General features: G+C 71.6%; 15 protein-coding genes. 10 read left to right on the top strand and 5 right to left on the bottom strand.

Going from position 1 to position 18,063, the window contains the following annotated elements; all coding sequences use genetic code 11:
- Nucleotides 1-42: 42 nt before the first annotated feature.
- The 9 genes from uvrC (at nt 43) to ACFP3U_RS25205 (ending at nt 9,627) form a co-directional block, all read left to right on the top strand.
- Entirely contained in the window at nt 43-2,109 is a 2,067-nt protein-coding gene (gene uvrC, locus ACFP3U_RS25165) for an excinuclease ABC subunit UvrC (protein WP_380227921.1), read from the top strand.
- Between the two features lie 118 nt (nt 2,110-2,227).
- Complete coding sequence (gene rapZ, locus ACFP3U_RS25170; RefSeq protein WP_380227922.1) at nt 2,228-3,139, top strand: RNase adapter RapZ; 912 nt, start codon at nt 2,228-2,230, stop codon at nt 3,137-3,139.
- 64 nt (nt 3,140-3,203) lie between these two features.
- Nucleotides 3,204-4,334 (top strand): gluconeogenesis factor YvcK family protein, encoded by a 1,131-nt coding sequence (locus ACFP3U_RS25175; RefSeq protein WP_380227923.1) that lies wholly within the window; start codon nt 3,204-3,206, stop codon nt 4,332-4,334.
- The gene (gene whiA, locus ACFP3U_RS25180; RefSeq protein ID WP_030308039.1) at nt 4,325-5,305 is read left to right on the top strand and encodes a DNA-binding protein WhiA; all 981 of its coding nucleotides are present in this window, start codon (nt 4,325-4,327) and stop codon (nt 5,303-5,305) included. Before ACFP3U_RS25175 ends, whiA begins: the two co-directional genes overlap by 10 nt.
- A gap of 352 nt (nt 5,306-5,657) precedes the next feature.
- The gene (gene gap / locus ACFP3U_RS25185; protein ID WP_380227924.1) at nt 5,658-6,662 is read left to right on the top strand and encodes a type I glyceraldehyde-3-phosphate dehydrogenase; all 1,005 of its coding nucleotides are present in this window, start codon (nt 5,658-5,660) and stop codon (nt 6,660-6,662) included.
- A 151-nt stretch (nt 6,663-6,813) separates the two neighbouring features.
- Entirely contained in the window at nt 6,814-8,016 is a 1,203-nt protein-coding gene (locus ACFP3U_RS25190; RefSeq protein WP_380227926.1) for a phosphoglycerate kinase, read from the top strand.
- A gap of 7 nt (nt 8,017-8,023) precedes the next feature.
- Nucleotides 8,024-8,809 (top strand): triose-phosphate isomerase, encoded by a 786-nt coding sequence (gene tpiA / locus ACFP3U_RS25195; RefSeq protein ID WP_380227927.1) that lies wholly within the window; start codon nt 8,024-8,026, stop codon nt 8,807-8,809.
- Nucleotides 8,810-8,897: 88 nt separating this feature from the next.
- Nucleotides 8,898-9,134 (top strand): preprotein translocase subunit SecG, encoded by a 237-nt coding sequence (gene secG, locus ACFP3U_RS25200; RefSeq protein ID WP_380227928.1) that lies wholly within the window; start codon nt 8,898-8,900, stop codon nt 9,132-9,134.
- 205 nt (nt 9,135-9,339) lie between these two features.
- On the top strand, nt 9,340-9,627 hold the full coding sequence (locus ACFP3U_RS25205) for an RNA polymerase-binding protein RbpA (protein WP_030308030.1): 288 nt from the start codon (nt 9,340-9,342) through the stop codon (nt 9,625-9,627).
- Nucleotides 9,628-9,701: 74 nt separating this feature from the next.
- Here ACFP3U_RS25205 and pgl read toward each other — a convergent pair whose 3' ends face one another.
- The 5 genes from pgl to tkt form a co-directional block, all read right to left on the bottom strand.
- Nucleotides 9,702-10,505: a 6-phosphogluconolactonase gene (gene pgl / locus ACFP3U_RS25210; RefSeq protein WP_380227929.1), complete on the bottom strand. Its 804-nt coding sequence runs from the start codon at nt 10,503-10,505 to the stop codon at nt 9,702-9,704.
- Complete coding sequence (gene opcA / locus ACFP3U_RS25215) at nt 10,502-11,557, bottom strand: glucose-6-phosphate dehydrogenase assembly protein OpcA (protein ID WP_380227930.1); 1,056 nt, start codon at nt 11,555-11,557, stop codon at nt 10,502-10,504. Before opcA ends, pgl begins: the two co-directional genes overlap by 4 nt.
- The gene (gene zwf, locus ACFP3U_RS25220; protein ID WP_380227940.1) at nt 11,554-13,092 is read right to left on the bottom strand and encodes a glucose-6-phosphate dehydrogenase; all 1,539 of its coding nucleotides are present in this window, start codon (nt 13,090-13,092) and stop codon (nt 11,554-11,556) included. The genes opcA and zwf overlap by 4 nt, the downstream gene beginning before the upstream one ends.
- A 75-nt stretch (nt 13,093-13,167) precedes the next feature.
- On the bottom strand, nt 13,168-14,307 hold the full coding sequence (gene tal, locus ACFP3U_RS25225; RefSeq protein WP_380227931.1) for a transaldolase: 1,140 nt from the start codon (nt 14,305-14,307) through the stop codon (nt 13,168-13,170).
- A 94-nt stretch (nt 14,308-14,401) separates the two neighbouring features.
- Nucleotides 14,402-16,498 carry a transketolase gene (gene tkt / locus ACFP3U_RS25230; protein ID WP_380227932.1) on the bottom strand — a complete coding sequence of 699 codons (2,097 nt, stop codon included), beginning with the start codon at nt 16,496-16,498 and terminating at the stop codon, nt 14,402-14,404.
- 508 nt (nt 16,499-17,006) lie between these two features.
- Between tkt and ACFP3U_RS25235 the strand changes: the two genes are divergently transcribed.
- Nucleotides 17,007-17,951 (top strand): heme o synthase, encoded by a 945-nt coding sequence (locus ACFP3U_RS25235; protein WP_380227933.1) that lies wholly within the window; start codon nt 17,007-17,009, stop codon nt 17,949-17,951.
- The last annotated feature ends 112 nt before the right edge of the window (nt 17,952-18,063 follow it).

The following is an 18,063-nucleotide window of genomic DNA, read 5'->3' on the forward strand; positions in this document are numbered from 1 at the left end:
TCTCCCGCACGCGCCCCCGGCCCGAGTCGGTACGGTGGACCCATGGCTGACCCGTCCACCTACCGCCCGGCGCCGGGCGCGATCCCGACCTCGCCCGGTGTCTACAAGTTCCGCGACGCCCACGGGCGGGTCATCTACGTCGGCAAGGCCAAGAGCCTGCGGCCCCGGCTGTCCTCCTACTTCCAGGACCTCGCCGGGCTGCACCCGCGCACCGCGACCATGGTCACCACCGCCGCCTCGGTGGAGTGGACCGTCGTGGCCACCGAGGTCGAGGCGCTCCAGCTGGAGTACTCCTGGATCAAGGAGTTCGACCCCCGGTTCAACGTCAAGTACCGGGACGACAAGAGCTATCCGGAGCTCGCGGTCACCCTCGACGAGGAGTACCCGCGGGTCCAGGTGATGCGCGGCGCGCACAAGAAGGGCGTGCGCTACTTCGGCCCCTACGGCCACGCCTGGGCGATCCGCGAGACCGTCGACCTGCTGCTGCGCGTCTTCCCCGTCCGCACCTGCTCCAACGGCGTCTTCAAGCGCGCCGCCCAGGTCGGCCGCCCCTGCCTGCTCGGCTACATCGGCAAGTGCGCCGCGCCCTGCGTCGGCCGGGTCTCGGCCGAGGAGCACCGCGCCCTCGCCGAGGACTTCTGCGACTTCATGGCCGGCCGCACCGGCAACTACCTGCGCCGGCTGGAGACCGAGATGCAGGAGGCCGCCGCCGACCTGGAGTACGAGAAGGCGGCCCGGCTGCGCGACGACATCGGCGCCCTCAAGCGCGCGATGGAGAAGAACGCCATCGTCCTCGCCGACGCCACCGACGCCGACCTGCTGGCCCTCGCCGAGGACGAACTGGAGGCCGCCGTCCAGATCTTCCACGTCCGCGGCGGCCGGGTCCGCGGCCAGCGCGGCTGGGTCACCGACAAGGTCGAGGACGTCGACACCGCCGGCCTGGTCGAGCACGCCCTCCAGCAGCTCTACGGCGGCGGCGAGGGCGTCCCGCGCGAGGTGCTCGTCCCCGCGCTGCCCGACCCGGTCGAGCCGGTGCGGCAGTGGCTGAGCGGCCTGCGCGGCGCCCAGGTCGACCTGCGGATCCCGCAGCGCGGCGACAAGAAGGACCTCATGGCCACCGTGCAGCGCAACGCCCAGCAGGCGCTCGCGCTGCACAAGACCAAGCGCGCCTCCGACCTCACCACCCGCAGCCGCGCCCTCCAGGAGATCGCCGAGGCGCTGGAGCTGGACAGCGTCCCGCTGCGCATCGAGTGCTTCGACATCTCCCACCTCCAGGGCGAGGACGTGGTCGCCTCGATGGTCGTCTTCGAGGACGGCCTGGCCCGCAAGAGCGAGTACCGCCGCTTCCAGATCAAGGGCTTCGAGGGCCAGGACGACGTCCGCTCGATGCACGAGGTGATCAGCCGCCGCTTCCGCCGCTACCTCCAGGAGCGCGAGCGGACCGGCGAGTGGGCCGTCCCCGAGGAGGGCCCGGAGGACGCCGACGCCGCGGCGGACGCCGCGGTGGACGGCGCGGCCCCCGCGGACGGCACCCGCAGCGAGGACGGCCGGCCCAAGCGCTTCGCCTACCCGCCGCAACTGCTGGTCGTCGACGGCGGCCAACCCCAGGTCGCCGCCGCCCAGCGGGCCCTGGACGAACTCGGCATCGACGACGTCGCCCTGTGCGGCCTGGCCAAGCGGCTGGAGGAGGTCTGGCTGCCCGGCGAGGACGACCCGGTCGTGCTCCCGCGCAGCAGCGAGGGCCTCTACCTGCTCCAGCGGGTCCGCGACGAGGCCCACCGCTTCGCCATCGGCTACCAGCGGGCCAAGCGTTCCAAGCGACTCACCGCCGGAGAACTGGACTCCGTCCCCGGCCTCGGCGAGACTCGCCGTCAGGCGCTGCTCAAGCACTTCGGCTCGCTGAAGAAGCTCCGGGCCGCCACCGTCGACGAACTCTGCGCCGTCCCCGGCATCGGCCGCCGGACGGCGGAGACTGTTGCGGCGGTGTTGTCGTCCCGTACACCTGCCGCACCCGCCGTGAACACCGCCACGGGCGAGATCATCGAGGACGGCGCCGACGAGTCGGCGCCCGCGGCGCCCGAGACCGCACCCATCCAGGAGACGCCATGACGGCCGACGCCGCCCGTCATCCGGCGTGCCCCGCGCCCACTCGTCCGAGTGAGGGCGGGAAGCATGCCCGCGCGACGCGCGTTCTCCCAAGCAGAACCACCGAGAGCGGGGAACCGAAGTGACCGTGTCCGATTACGGGGGGACCGTCCGGCCCGAGGCCGGCGGCGAGAACACCCCTGAGCTGGTGATCATCTCCGGCATGTCCGGGGCGGGCCGCTCCACCGCGGCCAAGTGCCTGGAGGACCTGGGCTGGTTCGTGGTGGACAACCTGCCGCCGGCCCTCATCCCGACCATGGTCGACCTCGGCGCCCGCTCCCAGGGCAACGTCGCCAGGATCGGCGCCGTCGTGGACGTCCGCGGCCGGCAGTTCTTCGACGACCTGCTGACCTCGCTGGACGAGCTGGAGAAGCGCGGCGTGCGACTGCGCGTCGTCTTCCTGGAGTCCTCCGACGACGCGCTGGTCCGCCGCTTCGAGAGCGTGCGCCGCCCGCACCCGCTGCAGGGCGACGGCCGGATCGTCGACGGCATCGCCCTGGAGCGCGACCTGCTGCGCGAGCTGCGCGGCGAGGCCGACCTGGTGATCGACACCTCCAACCTCAACGTCCACCAGCTGCGGGCCAAGCTCGACGCCCAGTTCGCCGACCACGACGAGCCCGAGCTGCGCGCCACCGTGATGTCCTTCGGCTTCAAGTACGGCCTGCCGGTCGACGCCGACCTCGTGGTGGACTGCCGCTTCCTGCCCAACCCGCACTGGGTGCCGGAGCTGCGGGCCCGGACCGGCACCGACGCGGACGTCGCCGACTACGTGTTCCAGCAGCCCGGGTCCAACGAGTTCCTCAACGGCTACGCCGAGTTGCTGCGCATTGTCACCGAGGGCTATCGCCGCGAGGGGAAGCGTTACATGACCCTTGCCGTAGGCTGCACCGGTGGCAAGCACCGCAGCGTCGCGATGTCCGAGCGCCTGACGAAGCGTCTCATCGCGGACGGCGTGGAGACGGTGCTCGTCCACCGTGACATGGGACGGGAGTAGCCGCCGCCTCCCTGCCGGGCCGCCGGCGGAGGTCGGCGGCCGGTAAGAGGAACGCGAGGTAGGTGTGACGGGATACGTGCCCGGCCGGCAGCTGCAGAACAAGACCGCCGACCGGGGTGGGGCCCCGGCCAGGTCCAGCGCGACCGGCCGGTCCCGCACCGGGGCGGCCCGCACCGGCCCGGCCCGTCCCCATCAGGCGCCCAGGACCAACCAGGCCCCGCGGATCACCGCGCTCGGCGGCGGCCAGGGCCTGTCCGCCTCGCTCTCCGCGCTGCGCCGGCTCACCACCGACCTCACCGCAGTGGTGACCGTCGCCGACGACGGCGGCTCCAGCGGCCGGCTCCGCGAGGAGCTCGGCGTGCTGCCGCCCGGCGACCTCCGCAAGGCACTGGCCGCGCTCTGCGGCGACGACGACTGGGGCCGCACCTGGTCCGAGGTGATCCAGCAGCGCTTCACCGGCACCGGCGAGCTGGGCGGGCACGCGGTCGGCAACCTGCTGATCGTCGCGCTGTGGGAGAAGCTCGGGGACCCGGTGGCCGCCCTGGACTGGGTTGGCCGGCTGCTCAACGTCCAGGGCCGGGTGCTGCCGATGTCGGCGGTGCCGCTGGACATCGAGGCGATAGTCCGGGGGCACGACCCCGCCTTCCCGGCCGAGCTGGCCGCCGTCCGCGGCCAGGCCAGCGTGGCGGTCACCCCCGGCACCGTGCAGTCCGTCCGGCTCGTCCCGGACGAGCCGCCCGCCGTGCCGGAGGCGGTCGTCGCCGTCCGGGAGGCCGACTGGGTCGTGCTGGGCCCCGGATCCTGGTTCACCAGCGTGCTGCCGCACCTGCTGGTGCCCGAGCTGGCGAAGGCCCTGGTGGAGACCCGCGCCCGCCGGCTGCTCACCCTGAACCTGGCCCCGCAGCCCGGCGAGACCGAGGGCTTCACCCCGCAGCGCCACCTGGAGGTCATCGCCGACCACGCCCCCGCCCTTGCGGTGGATGCGATCCTGGTGGACGAGCGCGCCGTCACCGGCGGTGCGTTCGGACTGGCCGACCTGGCCGGCCTGGAGAAGGCCGCCGAGCGGATGGGAGCGGCCCTGGTGCTCGGCCGGGTCGCCCGTACCGACGGCACGCCGCGACACGACCCGGAGCTCTTGGCCGCCGCGTACGACCGGATTTTCCGGACACATGGAAGGATCGGGCCATGGCGATGACTCCAGCGGTGAAGGACGAAATCAGCCGGCTCCCGGTCACCCGGGCCTGCTGCCGCAAGGCGGAGGTGTCGGCGATCCTGCGTTTCGCGGGCGGGCTGCACATCGTGAGCGGCCGCATCGTGATCGAGGCGGAGCTCGACACCGGAGCCGCCGCGCGGCGCCTGCGCAAGGACCTGCTGGAGATCTTCGGACACTCCTCGGACCTGGTCGTGATGGCCCCCGGCGGCCTGCGGCGCGGCAGCCGCTACGTGGTCCGGGTGGTCAAGGACGGCGAGCTGCTCGCCCGCCAGACCGGTCTCGTGGACGGCCGAGGCCGCCCCATCCGCGGCCTGCCGCCGGCCGTCGTCTCGGGCGCCACCTGCGACGCCGAGGCGGCCTGGCGCGGTGCCTTCCTCGCCCACGGCTCGCTCACCGAGCCCGGCCGCTCCTCCTCGCTGGAGATCACCTGCCCCGGTTCGGAGGCCGCCCTCGCCCTGGTCGGCGCCGCCCGCCGGCTCGGCATCCCGGCCAAGGCCCGCGAGGTGCGCGGGGTGGACCGGGTGGTGATCCGCGACGGCGACGCGATCGGCGCGCTGCTCACCCGGCTTGGCGCGCACGAGTCGGTGCTGGCCTGGGAGGAGCGCCGGATGCGCCGCGAGGTGCGGGCCACCGCCAACCGGCTGGCCAACTTCGACGACGCCAACCTGCGCCGCTCGGCCCGGGCCGCGGTGGCGGCCGGCGCCCGGGTGGCCCGCGCGCTGGAGATCCTCGGGGACGAGGTGCCCGAGCACCTGGCCGCGGCCGGCCAGCTGCGGATGCAGCACAAGCAGGCCTCGCTGGAGGAGCTGGGCGCGCTCGCCGACCCGCCGCTGACCAAGGACGCGGTGGCCGGCCGGATCCGCCGGCTGCTGGCGATGGCCGACAAGCGGGCCTCCGAGCTCGGTCTGCCGAGCACCGAGGCCAACCTCACCGACGAGATGGCGCTCAACTGACGAGACGGCGCTCAACTGAGGCCCACCGCCCGCTCCGGCCGGCGGGGTCTTGACGATCACGCCCGGTGATGATCCACGCGCCGGTGTCCGCTCCCGCGGGCACCGGCGCGGCCGTGTCCGGAGGGTGGGACGGGGGGCTGTTCCGGCCTTCGCGGAGGTCGGGACCAACTGCCCGGACCGGTAAGGCCGGACGACCCGAAAACGGTGGGAACACGCGCCACGCCAGGGGTTGCGCGGTCGCCTGATGTGCTCTACCCGGCCTCGGAGGGGTAGGGTCATAGGCGGTCGGGGACATCCCAAAATTCCACCCCGTCGGCATAGCGTCCGGCGTACCTAACGAGGAGATCGGTTCGTGACGATCCGGGTAGGCATCAACGGATTCGGCCGCATCGGCCGCAACTTCTTCCGTGCGGTTCAGTCCCAGGCGGCGGACATCGAGATCGTCGGTGTCAATGACCTGACCGACACCAAGACCCTGGCGCACCTGCTCAAGTACGACTCGATCCTGGGCACCTTCCCGGGCGAGGTGTCCCACACGGCGGACAGCATCACCGTCGACGGCAAGACCTTCAAGGTCATCGCCGAGCGTGACCCGGCCAACCTCCCCTGGGGCGAGCTGGGTGTCGACATCGTCATCGAGTCGACCGGCATCTTCACCAAGGCCGAGGCGGCGAAGAAGCACGTCACCGCCGGTGCGAAGAAGGTCATCATCTCGGCGCCCGCCACCGACGAGGACATCACCATCGTCATGGGCGTCAACGACGAGAAGTACGACGCCGCCGAGCACACCGTGATCTCCAACGCCTCCTGCACCACCAACTGTGTGGCGCCGCTGGCCAAGGTGCTGAACGAGAACTTCGGCATCGTCAAGGGTCTGATGACCACGGTGCACGCGTACACCAACGACCAGGTCACCCTGGACTTCCCGCACAAGGACCTGCGTCGCGCCCGCGCCGCGGCCCTCAACATCATCCCGACCTCGACGGGTGCCGCCAAGGCCACCGCGTTGGTCCTTCCGGAGCTCAAGGGCAAGCTGGACGGCACCTCGCTGCGCGTCCCGGTCCCGACCGGCTCGATCACCGACCTGGTGGTCACCCTGGAGCGCGACGTCACCGTCGCCGAGGTCAACGAGGCCTTCAAGAAGGCCTCCGAGACCACCCTCAAGGGCATCCTGCAGTACACCGAGGACCCGATCGTCTCCTCCGACATCGTGAACTCGCCGTTCTCCACGATCTTCGACTCGCTGATGACCATGGTCCAGGGCAACCAGGTCAAGGTCTTCGGCTGGTACGACAACGAGTGGGGCTACTCGAACCGCCTCGTCAACCTGACCACCCTCGTCGGTGCCGGGCTCTGACGCAGCGGGAGCTGACGTGAAGTAGGGGGGAGGGCCCGGGAGGCATGTGCGAAGCCGACCGGGCCCTCCGTCTGCGCACCCTCAACTCCCCATGGACGGCACAGCGTTGTGTCGTCCCCTGCTCCACCATCTCGCCAGGAGACCGAAGACCGTGAAGACCATCGAAGATCTGGACGTCGCCGGTAGGCGCGTGTTCGTGCGCGCGGACCTGAACGTTCCGCTTTCCGACGGCACGATCACCGACGACGGCCGGATCCGTGCCGTCGCCCCGACCATCGCGAAGCTCGTCGAGCGCGGCGCGAGGGTCGTCGTCGCCTCCCACCTCGGCCGTCCCAAGGGCGAGCCGGACCCGCAGTTCTCCCTCGCGCCGGTGGCCGCCCGCCTCGGCGAGCTCCTCGGCCGGCCGGTCGCCTTCGCGACCGACACCGTGGGCGAGAGCGCGAAGGCCACCGTCGCCGCCCTGGCCGACGGCGAGGTCACGCTGCTTGAGAACCTGCGCTTCAACGCCGGTGAGACCAGCAAGGACGACGCCGAGCGCCGGGCCTTCGCCGAGCAGCTCGCCGCGCTGGCCGACCAGTACGTGGGCGACGGCTTCGGTGCGGTGCACCGCAAGCACGCCTCGGTGTTCGACCTGCCGGCCCTGCTGCCGAACGCGGTCGGCGACCTGATCGCCGCCGAGGTGGACGTCCTCCAGCGCCTCACCGAGGACGTCGAGCGTCCGTACGTGGTGGTGCTCGGCGGCGCCAAGGTGTCCGACAAGGTCGGCGTGATCGCGAACCTGCTGGAGAAGGCCGACCGGATCCTGATCGGCGGCGGCATGGCGTACACCTTCCTCAAGGCCCAGGGCCACGAGGTCGGCATCTCGCTGCTGCAGGCGGACCAGATCCCGACCGTCCTCGGCTACCTGGCGGAGGCGAAGGAGCGCGGCGTCGAGTTCGTCCTCCCGACCGACGTCCTGGTCTCCACGGAGTTCCCGGACCTCAAGACCAAGGCCCCGGCCACCTTCACCGTCGTCGCCGCGGACGCGATCCCGGCCGACCAGGAGGGCCTGGACATCGGCCCGGAGACCCGCGAGCTGTTCGCGGCGAAGCTGGCCGACGCGAAGACCGTGTTCTGGAACGGCCCGATGGGCGTCTTCGAGCACCCGGACTACGCCGGCGGCACCAAGGCCGTCGCGCAGGCCCTGCTGGACAGCGACGCGTTCTCCGTGGTCGGCGGCGGCGACTCCGCCGCGGCCGTCCGCATCCTGGGCTTCGACGAGACGGAGTTCGGGCACATCTCGACCGGCGGTGGCGCGAGCCTCGAGTACCTGGAGGGCAAGACCCTCCCCGGTCTCGCCGCACTGGAAGGCTGAAACACGCATGACTGAGCGTCTCCCGCTGATGGCGGGCAACTGGAAGATGAACCTCAACCACCTCGAGGCCATCCAGCACACCCAGAAGCTGGCCTTCGCGCTGGCCGACAAGGACTACGAGTCGGTCGAGGTGGCCGTCCTCGTGCCGTTCACCGACCTCCGCTCGGTGCAGACCCTGGTCGACGGCGACAAGCTGAAGATCAAGTACGGCTCGCAGGACATCTCGCAGTACGACTCCGGTGCCTACACCGGCGAGGTCTCCGGCCCGATGCTGGCCAAGCTGAAGTGCGCCTACGCGGTGATCGGCCACTCGGAGCGCCGCCAGTACCACGGCGAGGACGAGGAGATCGTCAACGCCAAGGTCAAGGCCGCCTACCGCAGCGGGATCACCCCGATCCTGTGCATCGGCGAGCCGCTGGACGTCCGCAAGGCCGGCACCCACGTCGAGTACACGCTGGCCCAGCTCGACGGCGCCCTGAAGGACGTCCCGGCCGCCCAGGCCGAGTCCGTCGTGGTCGCCTACGAGCCGGTCTGGGCGATCGGCACCGGCGAGGTCGCGACCCCCGAGGACGCCCAGGAGGTCTGCGCCGCGATCCGCGCGCGGATCGCCGAGCTCTACGACGCGACGCTGGCCGGCAAGGTCCGCGTGCTGTACGGCGGTTCGGTGAAGTCGTCGAGCGCGGCCGGCCTGATGGCCAAGCCGGACGTCGACGGCGGCCTGATCGGCGGTGCCTCGCTGGACGCCGAGGAGTTCGTCAAGATCGTGCGGTACCGTGAGCAGGCAGTAGGCTAACGCCGCCGCAGCAACGTAGGCTTTGGGGCCGGACCACCTGGCGTGGTCCGGCCCCTTCGCCGAAGATTACGAGAGAGTTGGTCCCGCCGTGGTTCTCGGGTTCTCGATTGGCCTGATCGTCTTCAGCCTGCTGATGATCCTCCTGGTGCTCCTGCACAAGGGGAAGGGCGGCGGCCTGTCGGACATGTTCGGTGGCGGAGCGATGTCCACCGGCGGCGGCTCGGCGGTCGCCGAGCGCAACCTGGACCGCATCACGATCGTGGTCGGCCTGGGCTGGTTCGCCTGCGTGATCGTGCTCAGCATGGTCCTGAAGTACAAGAGCTGACATACCTCTGACGCCCCGTCGCCCCGCGGCCTATCCTGGATGGGTCCGGGGCGGAGCCGGTGGTGGCGCAACCTTAACTCCTGCTTACACTAGGACGACTTTCGCCACCGACGCGCATCGCGGCGCGTCGGCGCACCAGCACGCAGGGAGTCAGACCGTGGCAAGTGGCAACGCCATCCGTGGCAGCAGGGTCGGAGCCGGCCCGATGGGTGAGGCGGAGCGCGGCGAATCCGCCCCCCGCAACCGGATCTCCTTCTGGTGTGCCAACAAGCACGAGACCCGGCCGAGCTTCGCGGCCGAGGCGGTCATCCCGGACACCTGGGACTGCCCGCGCTGCGGCTTCCCGGCCGGGCAGGACGAGCACAACCCGCCCGCGCCGTCGCGCAACGAGCCGTACAAGACCCACCTCGCCTACGTCCGCGAGCGGCGCACCGACGCCGACGGCGAGGCGATCCTCGCCGAGGCGCTGGCCAAGCTCCGCGGCGAGATCTGAGTGCAGCGAGCAGAAGGGGCGCCACCGTTCGAGAACGGTGGCGCCCCTTCGTGTTGCCGCGGTGTCCCCGGGACTCAGGCCGAGGCCGGGGGGTAGAGCTGGGGCGGCAGCCGGTCCGCGGCGGAGCGGTCCAGCAGCCACAGGGTGCGGCCGGTGCCGTGCGCGCCGGAGGCCGGCGCCTGGAGCTCCCCGGGGCCGGACAGGGCCAGCGCGACCGCGTCCGCCTTGTCCTCGCCGGCCGCCAGCAGCCAGACCTCGCGGGCCGCCCGGATCGCCGGGAGGGTGAGCGAGATCCGGGTCGGCGGCGGCTTCGGCGCGCCGCGCACACCGATCACCGTCAGCTCGGTCTCCCGCACGCCCGGGTGCTCCGGGAAGAGCGAGGCGACATGGGTGTCCGGGCCGACGCCGAGCAGCAGCACGTCGAAGGCCGGCACCCCGATCCGGGACGCGCCGGAGGACCGCGGGGCCCCGGCCGCCTCGGCCAGCTCCGCCGCGTAGCGGGCCGCCGCGGCGTCCACGTCCGAGCCGTCGACGCCGTCCGAGGCGGGCATCGCGTGCACCCGCGCCGGGTCGAGCGGGACGGCGTCCAGCAGCTCGGCGCGGGCCTGGACGACGTTGCGCTCCGGGTCCTCGGAGGGCAGGAACCGCTCGTCACCCCACCAGAGGTCCAGCCGCGCCCAGTCGACCGCGTCGCGCGCCGGGGAGGCGGCGATCGCGGCCAGCAGGGCGTTGCCGTTGCGTCCGCCGGTGAGCACCACCGAGGCGGTGCCGCGGGCGGCCTGGGCGTCCACGATCCGGGTGATCAGCCGGGCCGCGGCCGCCTGGGCCATCAGCTCCTTGTCCCGGTGGACGACCAGTTGCGGGGTGGCCGCGGTCACGCGTCGGCCTTCTTGACGCGCTTGGCGGCGGTCTTCCGACCGCTGCCGGCCGCCGCCGGGGTGGCCTCCGCCTCCTCGGCCACGGCCACAGCCACGGCTTCCGCCGCCGCCACCTCGGCGGTGGCCGGCTCCTTGAGCCGCTCCACCGGGGTGCGCACGGCCGCCGCGTAGATGTCGTCCGGGTCGAGCCGGCGCAGCTCCTCGGCGATCAGCTCGGCGGTCTCGCGCCGCTTGAGCGCCACCTGGCGGTCCGGCGAGCCGGGCATCGAGAGGGTGCCCATCAGGCCGTCCGGGCGGTCCAGGGTGATGTCCCCGTCCGCGGTGCGCAGGTGCACCGCGGTGATGCCCGGGCCGTTGGTGACGACCCGCTCGACGGGCACGTGCAGGCGGGTGTGCAGCCACAGGCCGAGCAGCTCGACGCTGGGGTTGTACGACTCGCCCGAGACCGCCGCGGAGGTGATCACCGACGGCCGCTGGTCCAGCGCGGCGGCCAGCATCGAGCGCCAGCCGGTGATCCGCGTCCAGGCCAGGTCGGTGTCGCCCGGGGTGTAGCTCTGGGCCCGCTGGGCGAGCTGCCCGACCGGCGACTCGGCGGTGACCGCGTCGGTGATCCGGCGCTGGGCGAGCGAGCCCAGCGGGTCCTGCGCCGGGTGCGACGGCGCGTTGTCCGGCCACCAGACCACCACCGGGGCGTCCGGCAGCAGCAGCGGCAGGACGACCGACTGGGCGTGCGCGGCGAGTTCGCCGTGCATCCGCAGGATGACCGTTTCTCCGGAGCCGGCGTCGGAGCCGACCAGGATCTCGGCGTCCAGGCGGGTCTCGGCGCGGGCCCGGGGCGAGCGCCCGGCGCGCTTGATGACCGCCAGGGTGCGCGAGGGGTGCTCGCGGGAGGCGTCGTTGGCGGCCTTGAGGGCGTCGTACGCGCTGCCCTCGTCGGTCACGATCACCAGGGTGAGCACCATGCCGGCGGCCGTCGAGCCACTGGCCCGGCGTGCCTCCATGAGCGCTGCGTTGATCTTGCTGGACGTGGTGTCCGTGAGGTCGATCTTCATGGCCGGCGCCAGCTCCTGCCGTCTTGTGCGAGCATCTCGTCCGCCTCGGCCGGGCCCCAGGTGCCGGCCGCGTACTCCGCGGGCTTGCCGTGGGTGTCCCAGTACCGCTCGATCGGGTCGAGGATCTGCCAGGAGAGCTCGACCTCCTGGTGACGCGGGAAGAGGTTGGCGTCGCCGAGCAGCACGTCGAGGATGAGCCGCTCGTACGCCTCCGGGGAGGACTCGGTGAAGGACTCGCCGTAGGCGAAGTCCATCGTGACGTCCCGCACCTCGAAGGAGGTGCCCGGCACCTTGGAGCCGAACCGCACGGTGACGCCCTCGTCCGGCTGCACCCGGATCACCAGGGCGTTCTGCCCCAGCTCCTCGGTCGCGTAGGAGTCGAACGGCAGGTACGGGGCGCGCTGGAAGACCACCGCGATCTCGGTGACCCGGCGGCCCAGCCGCTTGCCGGTGCGCAGGTAGAACGGCACGCCCGCCCAGCGGCGGTTGTTGATCTCCAGCTTGATCGCCGCGTAGGTGTCGGTCTTGGAGTCCGGGTTGATGCCGTCCTCGTCGAGGTAGCCGCCGACCTCCTCGCCGCCCTGCCAGCCGGCCGTGTACTGGGCGCGCACGGTGTGGGTGCCCAGGTCGGCCGGGAGCTTGACGGCGCTCAGCACCTTGAGCTTCTCGGCCACCAGCGCCTTCGGGTGGAAGGACGCCGGCTCCTCGATGGCGGTGAGCGCCATCAGCTGGAGCAGGTGGTTCTGGATGACGTCGCGCGCCGAGCCGATGCCGTCGTAGTAGCCGGCCCGGCCGCCGATCCCGATGTCCTCGGCCATGGTGATCTGGACGTGGTCGACGTAGGACCGGTTCCAGATCGGCTCGAACATCTGGTTGGCGAAGCGGAGCGCCAGGATGTTCTGGACGGTCTCCTTGCCCAGGTAGTGGTCGATCCGGAAGACCTCGTCCCGGGGGAAGACCTCGTGGACGATCCGGTTCAGCTCCTGGGCGGACTCCAGGTCGTGGCCGAACGGCTTCTCGATGACGGCGCGGCGCCAGGAGCCCTTCGGCGGGTCGGCCAGGCCGTGCTTCTTGAGCTGCTGGACGACGGTCGGGAAGAACTTCGGCGGGACGGACAGGTAGAAGGCGAAGTTGCCGCCGGTGCCCTGCGCCTTGTCGAGCTCCACGATGGTCTCGCGGAGCTTGTCGAAGGCCTCGTCGTCGTCGAAGGTGCCGTGGACGAAGCGCATGCCCTTGGCGAGCTGCTGCCAGACCTCCTCGCGGAAGGGGGTGCGGGCGTGCTCCTTGACCGCGTCGTGGACCTCCTGCGCGAAGTCCTCGTCCTTCCACTCGCGGCGGGCGAAGCCGATGAGCGAGAAGCCCGGCGGCAGCAGGCCGCGGTTGGCCAGGTCGTAGATGGCCGGCATGAGCTTCTTGCGGGACAGGTCGCCGGTGACCCCGAAGATGACCAGGCCGGACGGCCCCGCGATGCGCGGGAGCCGCCGGTCGGACGGGTCACGAAGCGGGTTGACGGGTGCCGGCGGGAGGTCGTCCATGTCCGACACCGGGGTCAACTCGGGGAAATCAGTGCTCACGTGATGGGCTCCGCTTTCGTGCGCCGGTCGCAGGGGTCACTTCTCGTCGGCGAAGGAGGCCAGCGAGGCGGTGACGGTGTCGAGCAGCTCGTTCCAGGACTGCTCGAACTTCTCGACGCCCTCGTCCTCCAGCACCTGGACCACGTCGTCGTAGTCCACGCCCGCGGCGGCGATGGCGTCCATCACGGCCTTGGCGTCGGCGTAGTTGGGGACGATGGTGCCGCCGGTGACCACGCCGTGGTCGTCGGTGGCGTCCAGGGTGGCCTCGGGCATCGTGTTCACGGTGCCGGGGGCGACCAGCTCGGTGACGTACAGGGTGTCCGGCAGGGCCGGGTCCTTGACGCCGGTGGAGGCCCAGAGCGGGCGCTGCGGCTTGGCGCCGGCGGCCTCCAGGGCGCGCCAGCGGGCGCCGCCCGCGGTCTTGCCGTCGACGCTGCCGAAGACCTCCTCGTACGCCTGGTAGGCCAGGCGGGCGTTGGCGAGGGCGGCCTTGGACCGGAGGTCCTTGGCCTCGCCGCCGATCTTCTCCAGGCGCTTGTCGATCTCGGTGTCCACGCGGGACACGAAGAAGGAGGCGACCGACTCGATCTGCGAGAGGTCCAGGCCCTTGGCCTTGGCGGCCTCCAGACCGGTCAGGTAGGCGTCCATGACGGCCTTGTAGCGCTCCAGCGAGAAGATCAGCGTGACGTTGACGCTGATCCCCTTGCCGATCACCTCGGCGATCGCGGGCAGGCCGGCCTTGGTGGCGGGGATCTTGATGAACACGTTCGGGCGGTCGACCAGCCACCACAGCTGCTTGGCCTCGGCCACGGTCGCGGCGGTCTCGTGGGCCAGACGCGGGTCGACCTCGATGGAGACCCGGCCGTCGCGGCCGTTGGACGCGTCGTAGACCGGGCGCAGCACGTCGGCGGCGTCCCGCACGTCCGAGGTGGTGATCATGCGGACGGCCTCGTCCGTGGTGACCTTGCGGACGGCGAGGTCGCGGAGCTGGCCGTCGTACGAGCTGTCGCCGCCGCCGATGGCCTTCTGGAAGATGGTGGGGTTCGTGGTCACGCCGACCACGTGCTTGTGCTGCACCAGCTCGGCGAGGTTGCCGCTGTTCAGCCGCTTGCGGCTGAGGTCGTCCAGCCAGATCGCCACGCCTTCGTCGCTGAGGCGCTTCAGTGCGTCGGTCATGGTGCTTCAGTCCTTACTACTTCTGCTGCGGGGTGTGGGGTGTGGGGCCGGGCCGGGGCGCCGGTGTGCGGTCGGCGCCCCGGCCCGGGGGGTGTCAGCGGTTGACGGCCTCGAGCGAACGCAGGGCGTTGTGGGCCTCGGCGACGACGCGCTCGGCGGTGATGCCGAACTCCTCGAAGAGCACCTGGTAGTCGGCGGAGGCGCCGAAGTGCTCCAGCGAGACGATCCGGCCGTGGTCGCCGACCAGCTCGCGCCAGCCCTGGGCGATGCCGGCCTCGACCGAGACGCGGGCCTTGACCGACGGCGGCAGCACGCTGTCGCGGTAGGCCTGGTCCTGCTCCTGGAACCACTCGAAGGACGGGACCGAGACGACGCGGGTGGCGATGCCCTCGGCCTCCAGGACCTCGCGGGCCTTGACGGCCAGCTGGACCTCGGAGCCGGTGCCGAGCAGGATCACCTGCGGGGTGCCGGTGGAGGCCTCGGCCAGGATGTAGCCGCCCTTCGCGGTGCCCTCGGCGGAGCCGTACACCGTGCGGTCGAAGGTGGGGACGTTCTGGCGGGTGAGCGCCAGGCCGACCGGGCCCGGGTGGGTGGTCTGGCGCTCCAGCACGGTGCGCCAGGCGACGGCGGTCTCGTTGGCGTCGGCCGGGCGGACCATGGCCAGGCCCGGGATGGCGCGCAGCGAGGCCAGGTGCTCGACCGGCTGGTGGGTCGGGCCGTCCTCGCCGAGGCCGATGGAGTCGTGCGTCCACACGTAGGTGACCGGCAGCTTCATCAGGGCGGCCAGGCGGACGGCCGGGCGCATGTAGTCGGCGAAGACCAGGAAGGTGCCGCCGAAGACGCGGGTCCGGCCGTGCAGCGCGATGCCGTTCATGGCGGAGCCCATGGCGTGCTCGCGGATGCCGAAGTGGATGGTCCGGCCGTACGGGCTGGCCGACTTCAGCGGGTTGCCCTCGGGGAGGAAGGAGCTCTCCTCGTCGATGGTGGTGAGGTTGGACTCGGCGAGGTCGGCCGAGCCGCCCCACAGCTCCGGGATCACCGCGCCGAGGGCCTTGAGGGCCTCGCCGCTGGCCTTGCGGGTGGCGACGTCCTTGCCGGCCTCGAAGACCGGGACGGCCTTCTTCCAGCCCTCGGGCAGCTCGCCGGCCGAGATGCGGTCGAACTCGGCGGCGCGGTGCGGGTCGGCGGTGCGCCAGGCCTCGTAGGACTGCTCCCACTCGGCACGGTCGGCCTTGCCGCGCTTGACGACCAGGCGGGCGTGCTCGATGACCTGGTCGCTGACCTCGAAGGTCTTCTCCGGGTCGAAGCCGAGGACCTTCTTGGTGGCGGCGATCTCGGCGGCGCCGAGCGCCGAGCCGTGGGCCTTGGCGGTGTTCTGGGCGTCCGGGGCCGGCCAGGCGATGATCGTGCGCATAGCGATCATCGACGGGCGGGAGGTCTCGGCCTTCGCCGCGGCCAGGGCCTCGGCGAGCGCGGTGACGTCGATGTCGCCGTTGGCCTTCGGCGTGACGCGCTGGACGTGCCAGCCGTAGGCCTCGTAGCGCTTGAGGACGTCCTCGGAGAAGGCGGTCTCGGTGTCGCCCTCGATCGAGATGTGGTTGTCGTCGTAGAGCGCGACCAGGTTGCCGAGCTTCTGGTGGCCGGCGAGCGAGGAGGCCTCGGCGGAGATGCCCTCCTCCAGGTCGCCGTCGGAGACGATGGCCCAGACGGTGTGGTCGAACGGCGACTCGCCGGCCGCGGCGTCCGGGTCGAACAGGCCGCGCTCGAACCGGGCGGCCATCGCCATGCCCACGGCGTTGGCGATGCCCTGGCCGAGCGGACCGGTGGTGGTCTCGACACCGGCGGTGTGGCCGTGCTCGGGGTGGCCGGGGGTACGGCTGCCGGCGACCCGGAAGGCCTTGAGGTCGTCGAGCTCCAGGCCGTAGCCGGAGAGGTAGAGCTGCGTGTAGAGCGTCAGGCTGGTGTGCCCGGGGGAGAGGACGAACCGGTCACGGCCGACCCAGGCGGGGTCGCTCGGGTCGTGGCGCAGGAAGCGCTGGAAGATCAGGTAGGCCGCGGGGGCCAGCGACATCGCCGTCCCCGGGTGTCCGTTGCCGACCTTCTGGACCGCGTCCATGGCCAGTACGCGGGCCGTGTCCACGGTCCGCTCGTCGAGGTCCGACCACTCGAATGCATTCGGCGTCGTGCTCACCCTGTCTCAGGGCTCCTTCCATTGTGAAGAGTGACCCCGTGAGGGACCGGGTCGGCCACGTCGGTGGGGCCGGACGCTGGGTGGTGCCGGTCACGGAGGGTAGATCCCGCTTCTGTGGGCGAGCCTACCGTCCGGCCCGGGGCTCACCCTCCGTGGTGGGACAACTCAGGCATGTTGACGGTCATTCCCCGGACATTTCGTGGGCGACCGCGCGACGGCGGGTCGGGTTCCTTTGTCCACCCTCGCCCGGATCCGTCCGGTTCGCCTCCCCGGGGCGCGGGACGGGGGACTACCGCTCCGGGCGGGCCCCGGACGGTCGTTCGCGGGCAACGTTCCTGGTCGGGGCGGTGGGGTTCACCCGGGGGTGTGCGTTCCGCCTCGCCGGGGCACCCCGGGGCCGGTGGGGAGATATGGAGCGTCTAAGGTGGCGTGGTACGCGCAGAGCGGACGATTCGGGAACAGCGTTCCGGTGGCCGCCTGTGAGGATTCATCTTCAGTTGGGGTGTTAGTGACCGCCGTCGAATCCCGTCCCGCCGGGGTCACCGGGGCGACGCCTGCGCAGCACCGGCCGTTCGGGGCCCGTGTCGGCGCCTTCGTCGCACTGACCAAACCGCGGATCATCGAGCTGCTGCTGATCACCACCGTGCCGGTGATGTTCCTGGCGGAGCGCGGTGTGCCGAACCTTCTGCTGGTGCTGAAGGTGGTCCTCGGCGGGTACCTCTCGGCGGGCGGCGCCAACGCCCTCAACATGTACATCGACCGCGACATCGACGCGGTGATGTCCCGCACCGAGCGCCGGCCGATCGTCACCGGCATGGTGTCGCCGCGCGAGGCGCTGGTGTTCGGCGTCGCGCTCGGCGTCCTGTCGACGGTCTGGCTGGGCGTCCTGGTCAACTGGCTGTCCTCGGCGCTGGCGCTCGGCGCGCTGCTGTTCTACGTGTTCGTCTACACCCTCGGGCTCAAGCGGCGTACCGCGCAGAACATCGTCTGGGGCGGCATCGCGGGCTGCATGCCGGTCTTCGTCGGCTGGGCGGCCGTCACCAACACGGTGTCCTGGTCGGCGCTGGTGCTGTTCCTGGTGATCTTCTTCTGGACGCCGCCGCACTACTGGCCGCTGTCGATGAAGGTCCGCGAGGACTACGCCCGGGCCGGGGTGCCGATGCTGCCGGTGATCAAGGGCAACCTGGCGGTGGCCAAGCAGATCGTCGCGTACTCCTGGGTGATGGTGGCGGTCTCGCTGCTGCTCTGGCCGCTGGCCGACACCAGCTGGCTGTACCCGGCGGCGGCGGTCGTGCTCGGCGCGGCCTGGCTGAAGGAGGCCCACGCGCTGTACGCGCGGGCCAAGGCCGGGGTGGTCGGCGCCAAGCTGAAGGAGATGCGGCTGTTCCACTGGTCGATCACCTATCTGACGCTGCTGTTCGTGGTGATCGCGGTGGACCCGTTCGTGAAGTGACGGTGAAGTGACGGTGACGTGCGGAAGGGCCCCGGTCGAGTCGACCGGGGCCCTTCGCGTTGTGCGCCCAGCATGGGCGATTGCTTGAGGGTGAAAGTCCCTTGGGGGAAGA

This window comes from Kitasatospora misakiensis (assembly GCF_042656005.1).
In the GTDB taxonomy this organism is placed as follows: domain Bacteria; phylum Actinomycetota; class Actinomycetes; order Streptomycetales; family Streptomycetaceae; genus Kitasatospora; species Kitasatospora misakiensis.